We start from the raw sequence: 14564 nt of genomic DNA on the forward strand, positions 1-14564 counted from the left end.
AGAGGGAACTCATCGGGCAAAATATCGGTCCATGAATCTGGTTGCAGTATTCCCTCGGCGACCATGCCCTTAGAAAAATGAGGAACGTCAATGACTACAGCCGCACTTAGCCCAGCCAACGAAAAGAACGCCATGCTCAAGGTACCGAAGATCACCATGTATTTCTGGATGGCGAAACTCCTGACCACCGCCATGGGAGAAGCCACGTCGGATTTTCTCGTTTTCCACACGAACCCCTATCTGGCCGTGGTAGGTTGTGGATTGTTATTCCTGGCTGCTATCTGGCTGCAGATGCGGAGCAATCAATATACCGCACACTATTACTGGTTTGCCGTCATCATGGTGAGCATCTTCGGCACCCAAATAGCGGACGTCACCCATGTCGTGCTGGGCGTTCCCTATGACATCTCGACATCCGTTTTTCTGGTTACCTTGATCGGGATTCTGGGTACCTGGAAACTCAAAGAGAGAACCCTTTCCATTCATAGTGTGCATACACCTCGGCGAGAGGCATTCTATTGGGCGACCATCGTCGCCACCTTTGCCCTGGGCACCGCCGCCGGTGACATGACAGCATCGACCCTGGATTTAGGCTACCTTGGATCGGGCTTACTATTTGTCCTCTTGTTTGGCATTCCCGTCGTTGCATATTTCATGTTCGACCTTAATGAAATCGCCGCCTTCTGGATAGCCTATATCCTGACCAGACCGCTGGGGGCTTCTTTCGCGGATTGGACAGACAAACCGATACGGTTCGGTGGCCTTGGTCTTGGCACGGGCCCGGTGAGTATATCGCTGACGCTGGTCATTTTGATGCTGCTCATCTTCCTGATGATTTCCAGAGTAGATGACCCCAACCGAGCGCAAAAGATAGAGGTACGCTAGTAATCTGCCGCTAACAACCAAGATGTAATCGCTAGGCTATAGGCCACTGAGAAAACATTTAATAGCCCAAAAAATGAACACTTATAAAGGTTTCGTGGGGAAGCTATAGCTTCCCCACGAAGGCCATCGCCGAACCTCTTGGCTGACCAGTTTGTTCAACCGGTCTAGAGATGGCGGCACACCGGTACGCATCGGCAGCGAGAGGGGCTCGAACACGTGCTGCACGTTATCAACGCTCCGTCCTCGCCTATCACTTCTGGCCGATGATTGGTGTAGATACCTGCAAAGCCCATCGGATACTCAAATTTTTATGGGGATTGAAGAGCAGGTATCATCCTTGCGGGTCATGCAAGAAAAAATGGCTGATGTATCTGTGCGATGTAATCGTCGCCTAATCTTGGCTAAGGTCGGTGGATTAAAACCTTGTGATTGATATTTAACATATATGGAAGCATATCCTAAATGCTCTGGTACCTGGATTTACGAAGGACTAGGATCCCTCAAGTTCTATTCAGCCTTGCCATGAGTCATTTTTCATTAGCCAATGCGAAAACAATCCCTGATTCCCAGCCCACCGTCCTCTGAATCCTCCGCAAAAAACCATATTCGTCACGGCACCCGCTCATTCCGAAACACGAGCCTGGCGCTTTTCGCTGCGGGATTCGCCACATTCAGTATGATTTATTGTGTACAGCCCCTGATGCCTGCCTTCAGCAGAGAATATAGGGTGGCCGCCACGAGTAGTGCTCTTTCCCTGTCTTTGACTACGGGGATTCTGGCTTTCACGATGCTCCTGGTCGGGAACTGGTCGGATCGTCTTGGACGTAAGCCAATCATGGTCTGGTCACTGTTCATGTCCGCATTTCTAGTGCTCGCCACGGGATTCTCTCCAAATTGGGATGTTTTTCTGCTGGCGCGGGCTTTGCTGGGCATCAGCATCAGTGGCTTGCCGGCGGTAGCTATGACGTATCTCAATGAGGAGGTGCATGCGGACTCTATTGGCATAGGCATGGGGTTATATATCAGTGGAAGTGCAGTGGGTGGTATGTCAGGTCGGCTGATTGCTGGCGTTTTGGCCAATTATTGGGGTTGGCATGTTGCCATTATCAGCATCGGCGTCATCAGCTTGATCGCTGCCGTTCTATTTGTTCGCAGTTTGCCGGATTCGCTGCATTTTTCCCCACAGCATGTGTCCTGGAATGGCAGAGTCCAGCAAATACGTATGTTGTTCAAAGATTCGGGGCTCCCTTGGTTGTTTGCGGAAGGCTTTTTCCTGATGGGCATTTTCGTGACCTTTTATAATTATCTGACTTATCGCCTGATGGCTTCTCCTTACAACTTCAGTCAGGCTCAGGTGGGACTGATCTTCAGCGTCTACGGGGTTGGTATTTTCAGCTCTCCGATGATGGGACATATTGCCGGGCGGATGGGGCGTCGAAAAGTGCTGTGGATGGCTTTTGCGTTGGTGATTACTGGAGTCCTTCTCAGTTTTGCGGGGCCCGAATGGGCAATTATGCTCAGCACCATATTATTGACTTTTGGTTTTTTTGGAGGACATTCCATTGTCAGCAGTTGGGTGGGTCGGAGAGCGCATGGAGCCAAGGCGCAGGCGGCATCATTGTATCTCTTTTTTTATTATCTGGGTTCAGCGGTACTGGGAAGTTCCGGAGGATATTTCTATTCTGGCTGGGGTTGGGATGGTGTGGCTGGGCTGCTGATTTTTCTGGCAGCATCTGGACTGCTCATCGCCTGGAAACTGCGTGCGCTGCCGCCTCTGACTTCAATATCGTCAATAACTGTCGGAGAAGCGGTGAATGGTCCATACAGCGGTAAACCACATGGATATCAGAACGCGCACTAGGGGAAGACAGCGGTATGTAACACACGCTATCTTGCTGTAGGTATGAATAGGAAACTGGAAGAATGGTAATCCCCAGACCTGCCGCTACCAATCCTATCATTGTCGATGCTTCCTGCACTTCCTGAACAATTTTGGGATTAAACCCGGCATCGTGGCAAATCTGAAAAAACTGATTTCGTATACCGGTACCGGCCGAGTCTGCAAAAATAATGAACTGCTCGTGGACCAGTTGTGCCGGATCAAGAGGTACAGACAGGGTTGGAGAAATCGGACAGAGCGGGTGTTTGGCAGGTAGAACCGCTACGAGAGGATCGGCGTAGAGCATATGGGATTGAAGCATTACCGGTAAATGCTGAACCCGCATAATACCTACCTGTATTTTTTCGTGGATCAATGCGTCTATTTGTTCGAGAGAATTCAACTCTTCCAGACCCAGGTGCACAGACGGGAATTGTGTCCGAAACTGGAATATGGCTCTGGGGACCTGTTTTGCCAACATGGTTGAGCGGGTCATGCCGATGTGCAGTTCCCCTTTCTCTCCGCGCTCCACACGGCGCACATAGTCCACGGCACGATCCACTTGGACAAGAATGGCACGGGCCTCTTTCAGAAATGCCTCTCCTGCATCGGTTAGCGCTACCCGACGGTTAGTGCGTACAAGCAGCCGCGCTCCTAGCATTTCTTCAAGCGTATGAATCTGTTGGCTGAGCGGCGGCTGGGAAATGCCCACACGCTCTGCCGCGCGGCTGAAATGCAGCTCTTCAGCCACCGCGATGAAGTAGCGGAGATGGCGGAGTTCAAGTGACATTAATAATGAAGAGCCAACAATAAAAAGTTAAATAGACAGAATGCTTCATCGTATCTCTTGCTGATCGTGGCGTATTGATGTTCTCATAGCAAGTTACATAAGGTGCTCATAACGCGGCCAAATACAAGTCTAATCCTATCCATTCCCCGTGGTCATGTCTGCCAATTTGCATGACTGCCTCTGTATTAGCATGACCTGCTCCCACTGATTCAAAAAAGCCTGCACGCACTGGGGTGCTGGAGTTACCAGAACCAATCCCGATATTGCCCGTGTACGGGTGTGCGTCATGGGGTGCTGTGGCTGTCCATGACGGGTGGACGGCTACCAGATCGGAGCCAGCGCCAGCGCCTAGCTAACGCTTAGAGCCATCAAATCCTAATCAAAACCGACTACCAAGGATTTTGTCGTGCCGGGCGTAACGTATAACATATTGTTTTAATTGGTGGGCCCGCACGGACTCGAACCGTGGACCAAGGGATTATGAGTCCCCTGCTCTAACCAACTGAGCTACAGGCCCTGAAGAACGGCGTGGAATGCACTGACCCCACGCCGCATACCGCTAAAAAACATCCGTCACGATGGAATCGTCACTTCACCGTCCACAAAACTGCGCAAACGCTCCGATCGAGAGGGATGGCGCAGTTTGCGCAGCGCCTTGGCTTCAATCTGGCGGATACGCTCACGAGTAACGTCAAACTGCTTGCCGACCTCCTCCAGCGTGTGGTCGGTATTCATCCCGATGCCAAAACGCATACGCAATACCTTGGCTTCCCGCGCTGTCAGGCCATTATCAAGCAACTCCTCGACCACTTCGCGAATGGCGGCGTTAACGGCCGAATCCGCTGGCGCCGTCACATTCCGATCTTCGATGAAGTCGCCCAAGTGCGAATCTTCATCGTCACCGATGGGCGTCTCCATGGAGATAGGCTCCTTGGCAATTTTCAGCACCTTGCGGATTTTATCCTCAGGCATTTCCATCCGTTCCGCCAACTCTTCAGGCGACGGTTCACGTCCCATTTCCTGGAGCATCTGGCGACTGATTCGATTGAGTTTATTTATGGTTTCAATCATATGTACCGGAATACGAATAGTCCGCGCCTGATCCGCAATACTCCGCGTAATGGCCTGGCGTATCCACCAAGTCGCATAAGTCGAGAATTTGTAGCCACGTCGGTATTCGAACTTGTCCACCGCCTTCATCAGGCCGATATTTCCTTCCTGAATCAGATCCAGGAACTGCAGGCCACGATTGGTATACTTCTTGGCGATAGAGATTACCAAACGCAGGTTGGCCTCCACCATTTCCTTCTTGGCACGCCGCGCCTTGGCCTCACCAATGGACATCAGGCGGCTGGCCTCTTTGATCTCGGCAATCGGCAAACCGGCACGCTTCTCAATATTCGCCAAGCGTTTCATGATCGCCACGATATCATCACGAAACTCCACTAAACGGTTACTATAGGCATGACCAGCCGCGATTTGCTGATCAATCCAGCCGATATCACCCTCATGACCAGGATAACTACGTACAAAGTCTTTACGCGGGAAGCGCGCACGTTCAATGCACAGTTCCATCAACTCTCGTTCGCACTGACGCACCTCTTCCGTGAGCCCGCGCAGGGCGTCGGTCATGACGTCAATCTGACGACCGTTGAGTTTGATTTCCAGGAAACGCTCGGCGAGTTCCCGGCGCTGCTGCTGATAGCTTTCACCATGCATCTCACCCTCGGCATGGCTGGCCTGCAGCGCGGTATACGCAGCACGGATGACCGCAAAACGTTCCAATGCATCTTCGAGCTGTGGTCCCTTGTCTACGACTTCGATATCATCGTCTTCGGATTCTTCCTCATCCTCATCGACGTCCAGATCGTCGCCTTCCACCAGCACGCTTTCTTCCGCCTCACTGACGGTTTCTGCGTCCAGCGCGCTAAGATCAATAAAGGCGTCGACCACCTCATCCAGGCGCGTCTCGCCGCGCTCCACCCGATCCGCGGCGTCCAGAAGAAGAGAGATGGTCGTCGGACAGGTCGATACCGCGCGCAACACCTGCATCAGGCCATCTTCGATACGCCGGGCAATTTCGATTTCGCCTTCACGCGTGAGCAGTTCCACGCTGCCCATCTCACGCATGTACATACGCACCGGATCACTGGTTCGCCCAATATCCGCCTCGACCACAGCCAGGGCTTCTTCTGCCGCTTCTTCCGCTTCCTGAGCGGCGACTACGGTACCACCTTCCCCATCCATCAGCAGGGTATCGTCGTCCGGAGCCTCCTCAAAGACTTCAATACCCATGTCATTGATCATGGAGATGACATTTTCCATCTGCTCGGGGTCGAAAACCTCTTCCGGCAAATGATCATTGATCTCGCGATAGGTCAGGTAGCCTTGCTCTTTACCACGCGCAATAAGCCGCTTCAGCTCAGACCGCTGAGATTCATTATCCACTACACTCTCACCGTCTCTCATAACCAACCTGCACTCGCGGAAAGCCGCGCATTATATAGGAAAAACCATACGCATGGAAAGGTGCCCCATCACAGAACTGCACCCTCAGCCCATTTTTCATTTCATTCCGATCAAACGTCGTTGTGCCTGTCGCGCCGGGACAAACGCACCACTTCAGCCCTCTCCTGCTCAGAGAGTGCGCTCAAACCACCCTGATCTGCGGCCCGGCTGATAAAGTGACTGCGCGCCGCAGCAAGGCGCTGGTTCACTCGCGCCACACAACCGGAAATTTCAAGCCGCATTAGCACCTGTTCTTCCTCGTCGCCAGAGTCGCTCATCACCAGCGCGTAGCATGCCTCCGCATGTTTCAGTACCGACAGTTTTGCGAATAGTTCGTGAGAGCTTAGATGGGTCATGTTGGCCAAAATATCAAGGGCCTCTGCCAGAATTTCAGCCATGGGATCACGGTCGAAGAGGAAAGGCAGCAAATCGCGGTCCAACGCCTGCCAGGCGGGGTCTTCGGGAAAATTCAGCAATAATCGCAAAGCCGTTTTAAAAAGCGATCGTCCTCCGGGAGCGGAGAATGTCGCTTTACGCGGTGTGCGCGACGGCGCGCGCCGGGCGACGGGCGCCAATCCGCAAAGCATCTGCACCCGTTGTTCATAAACCTCCCGCAACACCGGATCGCTCACCCGCTTCAGAAAATCGCGCGCTGCATGCAGGAAAAGTGCCTTCTCATCTTCTGCGGCGAGGTTGTGTCGGCGTTGCAACTCCTCCAGAAAAAAATCGATGGCTGGACGCGCGGTCGGGAGCATCGATTCAAACGCCGCGCCTCCCTGTTCACGCACCAGCGAGTCCGGGTCCTGGCCATCCGGCAGGAACAGCAACCGTAGTAGACGCCCCGCACGCAGATGCTCCGGCGCTGTCTGCACGGCCCGCCAGGCCGCATTACGTCCGGCAGTATCGCCATCGAAACAGAGCAGCAACTCGGGCGCTGCCCGGAAGAGCATTTCCATCTGGCTGTCCCCCAAGGCCGTTCCGCTCGCCGCGACAGCGTAGTCGATGCCAGCCTGATGCAGGGTAATGACATCCAGATACCCTTCCACCAGCAACACCCGCCCTGCTCGGCGCATCCCCTCCCTGGCATAGTGCAGACCATAGAGCACCCGCCCCTTGTGGTAGAGCGCGCTTTCCGGCGAGTTGAGGTATTTGGGTTCATGACCATCGAGACTGCGCCCCCCCAGTCCCACCGCCTGTCCTCGCCCGTCGCGAATCGGAAAAATCACTCGCCCGCGAAAACGGTCGTAGACCGATCCATCTTCACGGCCGCTCACCAGACCCGCGCCCAGCAACTGCTGGCGCAACGACGGTTCCTTGCCCAGTTTCTGGCTCAGAAACCCGGCCGCAGACGGTGCGTACCCCAGCTCGAAGCGCCCAATGATCTCATCGCTCAATCCCCTTCCACGCAGATACTCCTGCGCCGACGGGTGCTCTGCGAGAGCAGATCGGTAAACACCAATGGCTTTTTCGAGAATCGCCCGCAGCGGCCGAAGACTTTCCTGCTCTCCGGCAGGGCCGTCTTCCGGCAGGGCGACACCGACTTCGTCGGCGAGCGCCTTCACCGCCTCCGGAAAAGACAGTCGATCATGAGCCATCAAGAATCCGATGGCATTCCCATGGGCGTGGCAGCCAAAGCAGTAATAAATCTGTTTGTCGGCACTGACCGAGAAAGACGGGCTCTTTTCCTGATGAAAGGGGCAGCAGGCCCAGAAATCCCGGCCTTTTTTCTTCAGCGGTACGCGGCTATCGATGAGGCGCACCAGATCGCTCTGCTCCAGCAGGGCGTCAATGAATGCGGGAGAAAAGTTGGCCATGGCTCAGCGTAACTCCAACTCACTGACGCCGCCACCGCCATGCTCTGGCCGCGCCATACGCCATAGGCTGACCCGAGGGTCTTGCTCGGCAAACTCGCGCACCATTTCTGCAAGCACCCCGTTGCCCTTACCATGCAGAATCTGGACCTGTCGACGACCGGCGGCTACGGCGCCATCCACATGACGACGTAGCGCCGCCAGGGCGTCTTCCCGAAGCTGTCCGCGCAAGTCCAGACGCCAGGGGTGCTCCTCGGGGGTAGCATACTGGGTGCTGCCGGTTTCGTTTGGGATCTGCAGCGCGGCGTCCACGGCAAATTGTGCGGCGGGCACCCACAACTGCTTGCCCCGTAATTGAATCTGCACCCTGCGTTGTGCGGGGTCCGCACGCAGCACTTGGGTCACCTGCCGGAGCGGCAGAAACAAACCCCTGGCCCCCACCGCAGGCAGGCTGTCCACTCGCTGCTCCTCCGCCCGGAAGGGGACCTCCAGACGTTGCAAAGCGGCCGTTGCCGCCTGGGTATCCCTCCCGGACTTGAGCGCCGCAATGGCTTGCCGCACCTGCTGGCGCGCTGTTGCCAGTATATCTTCCCATTCGGCGCGGGCGGCGGCTGCGGCTTTGTCACGCTCCTGTCTCGCTGCCTCCAGTTCGCGTTCCAGGCGGCGGGCCACCCTGGTGGCTTCGTCACGCGCCAGTACGGCCTCGTCCATAGCCTGCCGGGCGGCCTGCAATAGGGTTCCCCGTTGCGCTTCCCAACGTTCCCAATCCTCCCGGTCATCGGCATAGAGTGCCTCGGCGCGGTTCATCAATGGTGCAGGCATCCCCACGCGACGGGCAATGACCAGGCCCTGGCTCGCGCCACCCACGCCCCACTGCAGACGGTAGGTGGGTTTCAACGACTCTGCATCAAAGCCCATACCCGCCAGGGCTACACCCGCATGGCTCAGGGCATAACGCTTCATCACTTCCAAATGGCTCGTGAGCAGCGTGCAGCATTCGCCCGCCAGCAAGGCCTCTGCGACCGCCTGGGCCAGTGCGCCTCCTTCCCGCGGGTCGGTACCATTGCCCAGTTCGTCGAGAAGCACGAGACTGTGGGCGTCGGCATGCTCCAGCACTTCCCGAAGACGCTGCACCTGCGCCGAAAAGGTGGAAAGATCCGTGTGGATATCCTGGGCGTCGCCGATGACCGCAAAGCACTTCGGGAAATAACCCAATGTACCCTCCGCAGTTACCGGCAATCCCATGTAGGCCATCAGATGATTGAGTCCGAGTGCTTTCAGGATAGCCGTCTTGCCACCGGTATTGGGGCCAGTAATGACCAGTTGCCGCGCGTCCGCCCCGAGACGCAGGGCGTTACCCACGACCTGCCCCGGATGGCGCAGACAAAGCAGCGGATGACGCAGGGCCTGCAGATCAAATGCCGCAGCCGCATCGACCTTGGGCAAAATCCCGCCACAGGCGTCCCCCAGTTCCAGTCCCGCCCGTACCGCATCCAGCCGGCCCATATGCCGCAGGGCGGCGGCAATACCCGGCGCTTCCAGCCCTACCGCTGCGCTCAGGGCACGAAGAATGCGCTCCTGCTCCTGAATTTCGGCACGCCGGTCCTGGACCAGTTGATTATTCAGATCGACGGCTGCCAGCGGCTCCACAAAAAGAGTCTCACCACTTGCCGACCGGTCATGGACGATCACCTTGATACGCCCTTTATGGCTCGCTTTGAGCGGTAGCACATAACGCTCATTACGCTGCACGATGACCTGATCCTGCCAGTATTCCTGCCAGTCCCGATTACGCAGAAAGCCCTGCAGAAAACGCTGCAATTCGCTACGGCTGACCCGCAGGCGCTGGCGCAGAAGGGCGAGATCCGTACTCGCGGTATCCAGGAGCTCACCCTCCTCGTCCAACGCCACGCTGAGACGGCGCAACAAGGCTACCGGGGGATCAAGCTCACCTGCCAGCCCGGTCAGGGCATCCCGAGTCTCGCGCAAAGCCGCGGCGTAGCCTTTCTGTGCCGTCAGCACATCGAGCACCGCGCGCAAATCTCGCCCGCTGAGCACAGCACCAGGGCGCTCTGCCAGAACCAGCAGAGTGTCGACATCGGGAAGATCAGAAACGGGGAGAAGAAAACCGGCGGAAAACCGCTGCGACAACCAGGCCAACCAATTCAAACGATCATGGATCTCCGCAAGCGGCACCCAGGGAGTAGTCGCCGCAACATGTCTGCGGCCATAGATGTGGCCACAATGCTGTGACCACGCGCTCTGCACATCACTGGCATCCAGAGCCCGCCAGAAGCTGTCCTGCCAAGGAACAACCCCGGCCACAGCCATGCCCCCGTCCATCAACTGCCGAGGCGGGCCTTCACTTTATCCGCCACCACGGCCATATCCGCACGTCCCTGCATCTGCGGGCGCAGAAAGGTAAGTACCTTACCCATATCTCTAGGTCCGCTGGCCGCCACCGCTGTCATCGCCTCGTTGATCAACCCGTCAATCTCGCCGGGTGACAGCGCCTCCGGCAGATAGACTGCGAGAAAAAGAATTTCTGATTCTTCCTTTTCGGCAAGGTCCGGACGCCCACCGGCAAGAAACTGACTGGCAGAATCTTTGCGCTGCTTGATCAGCTTATCCACGATGCGCAACGCTTCAGCATCATCAAGCTCGCGGCGCTCGTCAATTTCCCGCTGTTTGATCGCCGCGAGGAGCATACGAATAGTCCCAAGACGCTCGGCTTCCCGGGCGCGCATGGCGGACTTCATATCCTCCTGGATGCGCTCACGTAATGTCATCAGTAAAGCCGAACCAGACGCATGGACTGACGACGCATACGCTTCAACGCCCGCTTGCGGGCAGCAGCGGCCTTACGCTTGCGCTCTTCCGTGGGCTTTTCGTAGAATTCGCGACGTCTTACCTCGGTAAGGACACCTGCCTTTTCGCAGGAACGTTTGAAACGCCGCAATGCGACTTCGAAAGGCTCATTTTCTTTGACACGAACAGTTGGCATAGAAGGATTCCGACCTCTTTGGATAAGGGTAGCGAGAAAGGGGCCGATTATAGGCAGATCAACGACCAGAGTCAAAAATCCCCTGGCCGCCTGCGCCATGGCCCCACCGGAGTCGGCTCCCATCGGAAAACCAGCACCGTTGTTGCTAAAACCGCAAAACATTCGTTGCCAGCCCTTGACAGCCCGATCAAAAAGAATCCTAATATACGGATGGTTAAAGCGCTTTTAAAATAAAAAATTAGGCGATAATGTTACAACGCCTTGTAATCAGGATCGGGGAGGTAGTGATGCACACCGAAGCCAGAGAGTTAGCGGGGTCAGACATTCCGGAGATGGGGCCTGTCACCGACCCGCCGCCTCTGAATGATTTCATGGACGACCAAAACAACGGGCCGTTTCTCAGCCAGAAGCAGGAACTGCAACTCATCCAGCGCTTGCGGCTGGGCGACGAGTGCGCCCGCGCCACACTGATCTCCGCGCACATGCCCTTGGTGCGGGCGGTCGCCAGGGGTTATCGCAATAAAGGGCTCAGTCAGGAAGACCTCCTTCAAGAGGGTTACATGGGTCTGCTGCGTGCCTCCGACCGCTTTCAGGAAGGCCTCGGCACACGTTTCTCCAGTTATGCGACCTGGTGGGTCCGCGAGGCGATGCAGCGGGCCCTCATCCGTTCCCGCTTCATCCGCCTGCCCGATTACCTTGCCAAGTCCCTGCACGCTTATATGCAGCGCGGAGCGGAGGAAGACAGCGACGCCGATGTGCGCAGGGAGCAGCGGCGTGAAGCCCTAGGGGTGCGCGAGAGCACCATGCGCGCCCTGGATTTCGCCGACATCCGCGTCTTCTCGCTCGACGAGGAAACATCCGACGGACCGGGCCGCATGGAACAGGTGACCGGTGACGTTGCCAGTCCGGACAGCGACTATGACCATGATGCCATCTGCAAGGCACTACGGGAACACCTGACCGAACTCAATGAAAAACAACGGGAGGTCATGGTCTTTCGCTACGGCATGCATGGTGACGCGCCCATGACCCTGGAAGCCGTCGCCGAGCGCATGGGCGTCAGTCGCGAGGCGGTAAGACAGTTGCAGGTGCGGGCCCTGACCCGCCTGCGTCAGTCGTTGAGCGAGAGCGGCTGGGGTTGCTGACGCTCCGCCAGCAAACCCAGCAGCCTGCGTAAGGCCGCCGCCCTGTGGCTGTGTTCGTTTTTTTTCTTCAGGCTCCACTGCGCCGCGCTGCCAGATCCTTGCGTGGGCCAAAACAAAGGATCGTAGCCAAACCCCCCATCGCCGGCAGGACGCTCACCAATAGTCCCTCTCCAAAAGCCTTGGGCTACCAGTGGCGAAGGGTCGGCGGCAAATTCCAGAAAAACCATGCAAGTCACGTAATAGGCAGCACGGGCCTCGCCCCGCGCCTCGGCCAGCATGCTCAGCAACTTGGCGTTATTGGCTGCGTCGCTGGCGTCCGGGCCGGCATAGCGCGCGGAGTAAATACCGGGTGCCCCCTGGAGATAGGGCACACAAAGCCCGGAATCTTCGGCGAGCGCCGCCATACCACTTTGCGAGGCTGCGTGACGTGCCTTGAGCAATGCATTTTCCACAAAGGTAGTGCCCGTTTCTTCAATGCCGGCGATGCCCAGTTCCGTCTGGCTGACGAGCGCGAAGCCACGGGCGGCAAGCAGCGGTTGCAACTCTCGTAATTTGCCTGCATTACTCGTGGCCAGCAACAAGGGCGTCATGAACGGGCTTCCGGACACTCCTGATGCTGACGGGCCACCAATTCGGCGATCCCCTTGCGCGCCAGAGCCAGCATTTCAGCCATCTGCTCCGCACTGAACACCGCGCCCTCCGCGGTTCCCTGTACTTCCACAAAGGCGCCAGCGCCGGTCATCACCACATTCATATCCACATCGGCATTGCTGTCTTCGGCATAGTCGAGATCCAGCACTGCCTGTCCCTGGTAAACACCCACCGAGACAGCGGCCACCCAGTCCCGCAGGGGATTATTCTGAAGCCGCCCCGCAACACGCAGATGCTGGATGGCATCGGCTACCGCCAGACAAGCGCCGGTAATGCTGGCGGTGCGGGTTCCGCCATCGGCCTGAAGCACATCACAATCCACCCAGATAGTGCGTTCGCCTAAAGCTTGCAGATCCACGGCGGCGCGCAGACTGCGCCCGATAAGGCGTTGGATTTCATGGGTGCGCCCACCGATACGGCCTTTGGCGGACTCCCGTGCCACCCGCTCCCGGGTGGCACGCGGCAACATGCTGTATTCCGCCGTCACCCACCCCTTGCCCGCGCCGCGCAGGAAGGGCGGTACCTTTTCTTCGACGCTGGCGGTGCATAGCACCTTGGTATCGCCGCAGGCTATCAGCACCGAACCTTCAGCATGCTTGGTAAAATTTCTGGTGACTTGTACCGGACGCAAGGCGTCTGCATTTCTTCCGCTAGGACGTATCATGGGAATACTCGTTGTAGGTGGTGAGGCATTGTATCGTGAGGAGGCGGGAGGATTCAAAATGCGGCGCTGCGCAGCACTGTCCCTCATCCCTCTTCCCCCCCTATAATGATAAAAAGTCCGCTTCTCAGAGGAATAAACCATGTCCGGCATTGACCACATAGAAATCGCCCAGTTTCTCAAACAACATCATCTGGCTCAGTCTCTGACCATCAGCGAAATCCAGACTCTCGCAGAATACGTCACCCACGCCCAATTTCATCTGGATCAGGTGATTGCCGAATGGGGCTCTCTGGGAGAGGCGCTGTTCTTCTGCGTCAAGGGCGAAATGGCCATCGTTCACCACACAGCCGACGGCGACGAAGTAGAAGTGGTCCGGGTGCGTGACGGAGAAATGGCCGGAGAGATGTCCTTTTTTGACCGTCAGCCACGTAGCGCCCGAATCATTGCCAAAAGCGAAGACACCCAGGTGCTGGTCCTGACCCGCGCCCGGTACCAGCGCCTGAAGGTGGAAAAGCCGTACATCACCGTCAATATTCTGGAGCAGGCCATCATCAGCCTGGACCATTTGTTCCGCAATCTTTCTCAGGGCTACACGGACTTCTCTACCTATATTTATGGCAAGGGCAAGCGCTAGATTTTGTCGCCGCCCAGCGCTTTTCCCTACGCGCCGTCGCGCTGGCTGAGCAACTCCGCAATCCGGCGCAAACGCTCCAGAGGATCCTGAAGAACCAGCAACTGCTGCTTTTCTTCGGGGGAGGCGGGCAGTGCCTGTGCCAGGATCATTCCGGCGCTACTGGCGTCTATCCCGGCGGCAGGCACCTTGCCGATCAAATCTTCCAGAATGGCGTGCAACGGCTGACTTTCCCGATCCATTGGCACAATGGGCTCTTCGGCCCAGGGGTGGATAGAAGCCATCGCCAGTTGTCCCTCATAACGCCAGTCCTGAATGGTGAAACGTTTCTGGCCGCGCACCTGAATCTGGAGAATGCCGGCCTCTCCCCCCCAATCCACAATACGTGCCAGGGTACCCACCAATTCCGGCTCGGCGTGGCCATCGCCCCGGGGGTGGCTAAGGCAAATGCCAAAATCCCGACCCTGCCGCAGTGAGGCGCTGATCATGTCCAGATAACGTGGCTCAAAAATACGCAGCCCTAATAAAGCCTTGGGGAAAAGTACCGTTCGGAGTAAAAATAGGGGCGTCCAGTCCGTATCCGTCACCTGTCACAC

The 14564-nt window shown here is 56.8% G+C and carries 13 protein-coding genes and 1 tRNA gene; 4 read left to right on the forward strand and 10 right to left on the reverse strand.

Features of this window, described 5'->3' with window-relative positions:
• The first annotated feature begins 90 nt into the window (after positions 1–90).
• Positions 91–885, forward strand: coding sequence for a hypothetical protein (locus tag F6A13_RS09845; protein ID WP_113526573.1), 795 nt, complete (start codon positions 91–93; stop codon positions 883–885).
• Positions 886–1429: 544 nt separating this feature from the next.
• On the forward strand, positions 1430–2746 hold the full coding sequence (locus F6A13_RS09850; protein WP_113526572.1) for an MFS transporter: 1317 nt from the start codon (positions 1430–1432) through the stop codon (positions 2744–2746).
• On the opposite strand, the gene F6A13_RS09855 is transcribed toward F6A13_RS09850, so the two are convergent.
• From F6A13_RS09855 to rpsU, 7 genes are all read right to left on the reverse strand, one after another.
• Positions 2628–3554, reverse strand: coding sequence for a LysR family transcriptional regulator (locus F6A13_RS09855; RefSeq protein ID WP_126604275.1), 927 nt, complete (start codon positions 3552–3554; stop codon positions 2628–2630). The two genes, F6A13_RS09850 and F6A13_RS09855, sit on opposite strands and share 119 nt — an antisense overlap.
• Before the next feature lie 440 nt (positions 3555–3994).
• Positions 3995–4071: transfer RNA gene (locus F6A13_RS09860), tRNA-Ile, on the reverse strand.
• 56 nt (positions 4072–4127) lie between these two features.
• A complete protein-coding gene (gene rpoD, locus F6A13_RS09865) occupies positions 4128–6023 on the reverse strand; it encodes an RNA polymerase sigma factor RpoD (RefSeq protein ID WP_113526571.1) in 1896 nt (631 codons plus the stop codon).
• 110 nt (positions 6024–6133) lie between these two features.
• Complete coding sequence (dnaG, locus tag F6A13_RS09870; protein WP_113526570.1) at positions 6134–7876, reverse strand: DNA primase; 1743 nt, start codon at positions 7874–7876, stop codon at positions 6134–6136.
• Positions 7877–7879: 3 nt separating this feature from the next.
• Positions 7880–10204, reverse strand: coding sequence for an endonuclease MutS2 (locus F6A13_RS09875; protein ID WP_113526569.1), 2325 nt, complete (start codon positions 10202–10204; stop codon positions 7880–7882).
• An 11-nt stretch (positions 10205–10215) separates the two neighbouring features.
• The gene (locus tag F6A13_RS09880; protein WP_113526568.1) at positions 10216–10662 is read right to left on the reverse strand and encodes a GatB/YqeY domain-containing protein; all 447 of its coding nucleotides are present in this window, start codon (positions 10660–10662) and stop codon (positions 10216–10218) included.
• Positions 10662–10877, reverse strand: coding sequence for a 30S ribosomal protein S21 (gene rpsU, locus F6A13_RS09885; RefSeq protein ID WP_009564692.1), 216 nt, complete (start codon positions 10875–10877; stop codon positions 10662–10664). The genes F6A13_RS09880 and rpsU overlap by 1 nt, the downstream gene beginning before the upstream one ends.
• A 287-nt stretch (positions 10878–11164) precedes the next feature.
• Here rpsU and F6A13_RS09890 point away from each other — a divergent pair, with 287 nt between their 5' ends.
• A complete protein-coding gene (locus F6A13_RS09890; protein ID WP_113526567.1) occupies positions 11165–12022 on the forward strand; it encodes an RNA polymerase sigma factor RpoD/SigA in 858 nt (285 codons plus the stop codon).
• On the opposite strand, the gene rdgB is transcribed toward F6A13_RS09890, so the two are convergent.
• Positions 11989–12612 carry an RdgB/HAM1 family non-canonical purine NTP pyrophosphatase gene (gene rdgB / locus F6A13_RS09895; protein ID WP_113526566.1) on the reverse strand — a complete coding sequence of 208 codons (624 nt, stop codon included), beginning with the start codon at positions 12610–12612 and terminating at the stop codon, positions 11989–11991. The genes F6A13_RS09890 and rdgB overlap by 34 nt on opposite strands.
• Positions 12609–13337: a ribonuclease PH gene (rph, locus tag F6A13_RS09900; RefSeq protein ID WP_113526565.1), complete on the reverse strand. Its 729-nt coding sequence runs from the start codon at positions 13335–13337 to the stop codon at positions 12609–12611. The genes rdgB and rph overlap by 4 nt, the downstream gene beginning before the upstream one ends.
• Positions 13338–13476: 139 nt before the next feature.
• On the opposite strand from rph, the gene F6A13_RS09905 reads away from it, so the two are divergent.
• Positions 13477–13971, forward strand: a complete 495-nt coding sequence (locus F6A13_RS09905) for a Crp/Fnr family transcriptional regulator (protein WP_113526564.1) — start codon at positions 13477–13479, stop codon at positions 13969–13971.
• Between the two features lie 26 nt (positions 13972–13997).
• Here the strand turns inward: F6A13_RS09905 and F6A13_RS09910 are convergent, their stop codons facing one another.
• Positions 13998–14555 carry an LON peptidase substrate-binding domain-containing protein gene (locus F6A13_RS09910; protein WP_113526563.1) on the reverse strand — a complete coding sequence of 186 codons (558 nt, stop codon included), beginning with the start codon at positions 14553–14555 and terminating at the stop codon, positions 13998–14000.
• Positions 14556–14564: the final 9 nt, after the last annotated feature.

This window comes from Acidithiobacillus sp. 'AMD consortium' (genome assembly GCF_008926505.1).
Taxonomy (GTDB): Bacteria; Pseudomonadota; Gammaproteobacteria; order Acidithiobacillales; family Acidithiobacillaceae; genus Acidithiobacillus; species Acidithiobacillus ferridurans.

Excerpts from the sequence above, each read along its gene's own strand:
- F6A13_RS09845 (WP_113526573.1), top strand. The coding sequence starts at position 91 with ATGACTACAGCCGCACTTAGCCCAGCCAACGAAAAGAACGCCATGCTC.
- F6A13_RS09890 (WP_113526567.1), top strand. The coding sequence starts at position 11,165 with ATGCACACCGAAGCCAGAGAGTTAGCGGGGTCAGACATTCCGGAGATG.
- F6A13_RS09905 (WP_113526564.1), top strand. The coding sequence starts at position 13,477 with ATGTCCGGCATTGACCACATAGAAATCGCCCAGTTTCTCAAACAACAT.
- F6A13_RS09875 (WP_113526569.1), bottom strand. The coding sequence starts at position 10,204 with ATGGCTGTGGCCGGGGTTGTTCCTTGGCAGGACAGCTTCTGGCGGGCT.
- F6A13_RS09880 (WP_113526568.1), bottom strand. The coding sequence starts at position 10,662 with ATGACATTACGTGAGCGCATCCAGGAGGATATGAAGTCCGCCATGCGC.
- rdgB (WP_113526566.1), bottom strand. The coding sequence starts at position 12,612 with ATGACGCCCTTGTTGCTGGCCACGAGTAATGCAGGCAAATTACGAGAG.
- F6A13_RS09850 (WP_113526572.1), top strand. The coding sequence starts at position 1,430 with ATGCGAAAACAATCCCTGATTCCCAGCCCACCGTCCTCTGAATCCTCC.
- dnaG (WP_113526570.1), bottom strand. The coding sequence starts at position 7,876 with ATGGCCAACTTTTCTCCCGCATTCATTGACGCCCTGCTGGAGCAGAGC.
- rpoD (WP_113526571.1), bottom strand. The coding sequence starts at position 6,023 with ATGAGAGACGGTGAGAGTGTAGTGGATAATGAATCTCAGCGGTCTGAG.
- F6A13_RS09855 (WP_126604275.1), bottom strand. The coding sequence starts at position 3,554 with ATGTCACTTGAACTCCGCCATCTCCGCTACTTCATCGCGGTGGCTGAA.
- rpsU (WP_009564692.1), bottom strand. The coding sequence starts at position 10,877 with ATGCCAACTGTTCGTGTCAAAGAAAATGAGCCTTTCGAAGTCGCATTG.
- rph (WP_113526565.1), bottom strand. The coding sequence starts at position 13,337 with ATGATACGTCCTAGCGGAAGAAATGCAGACGCCTTGCGTCCGGTACAA.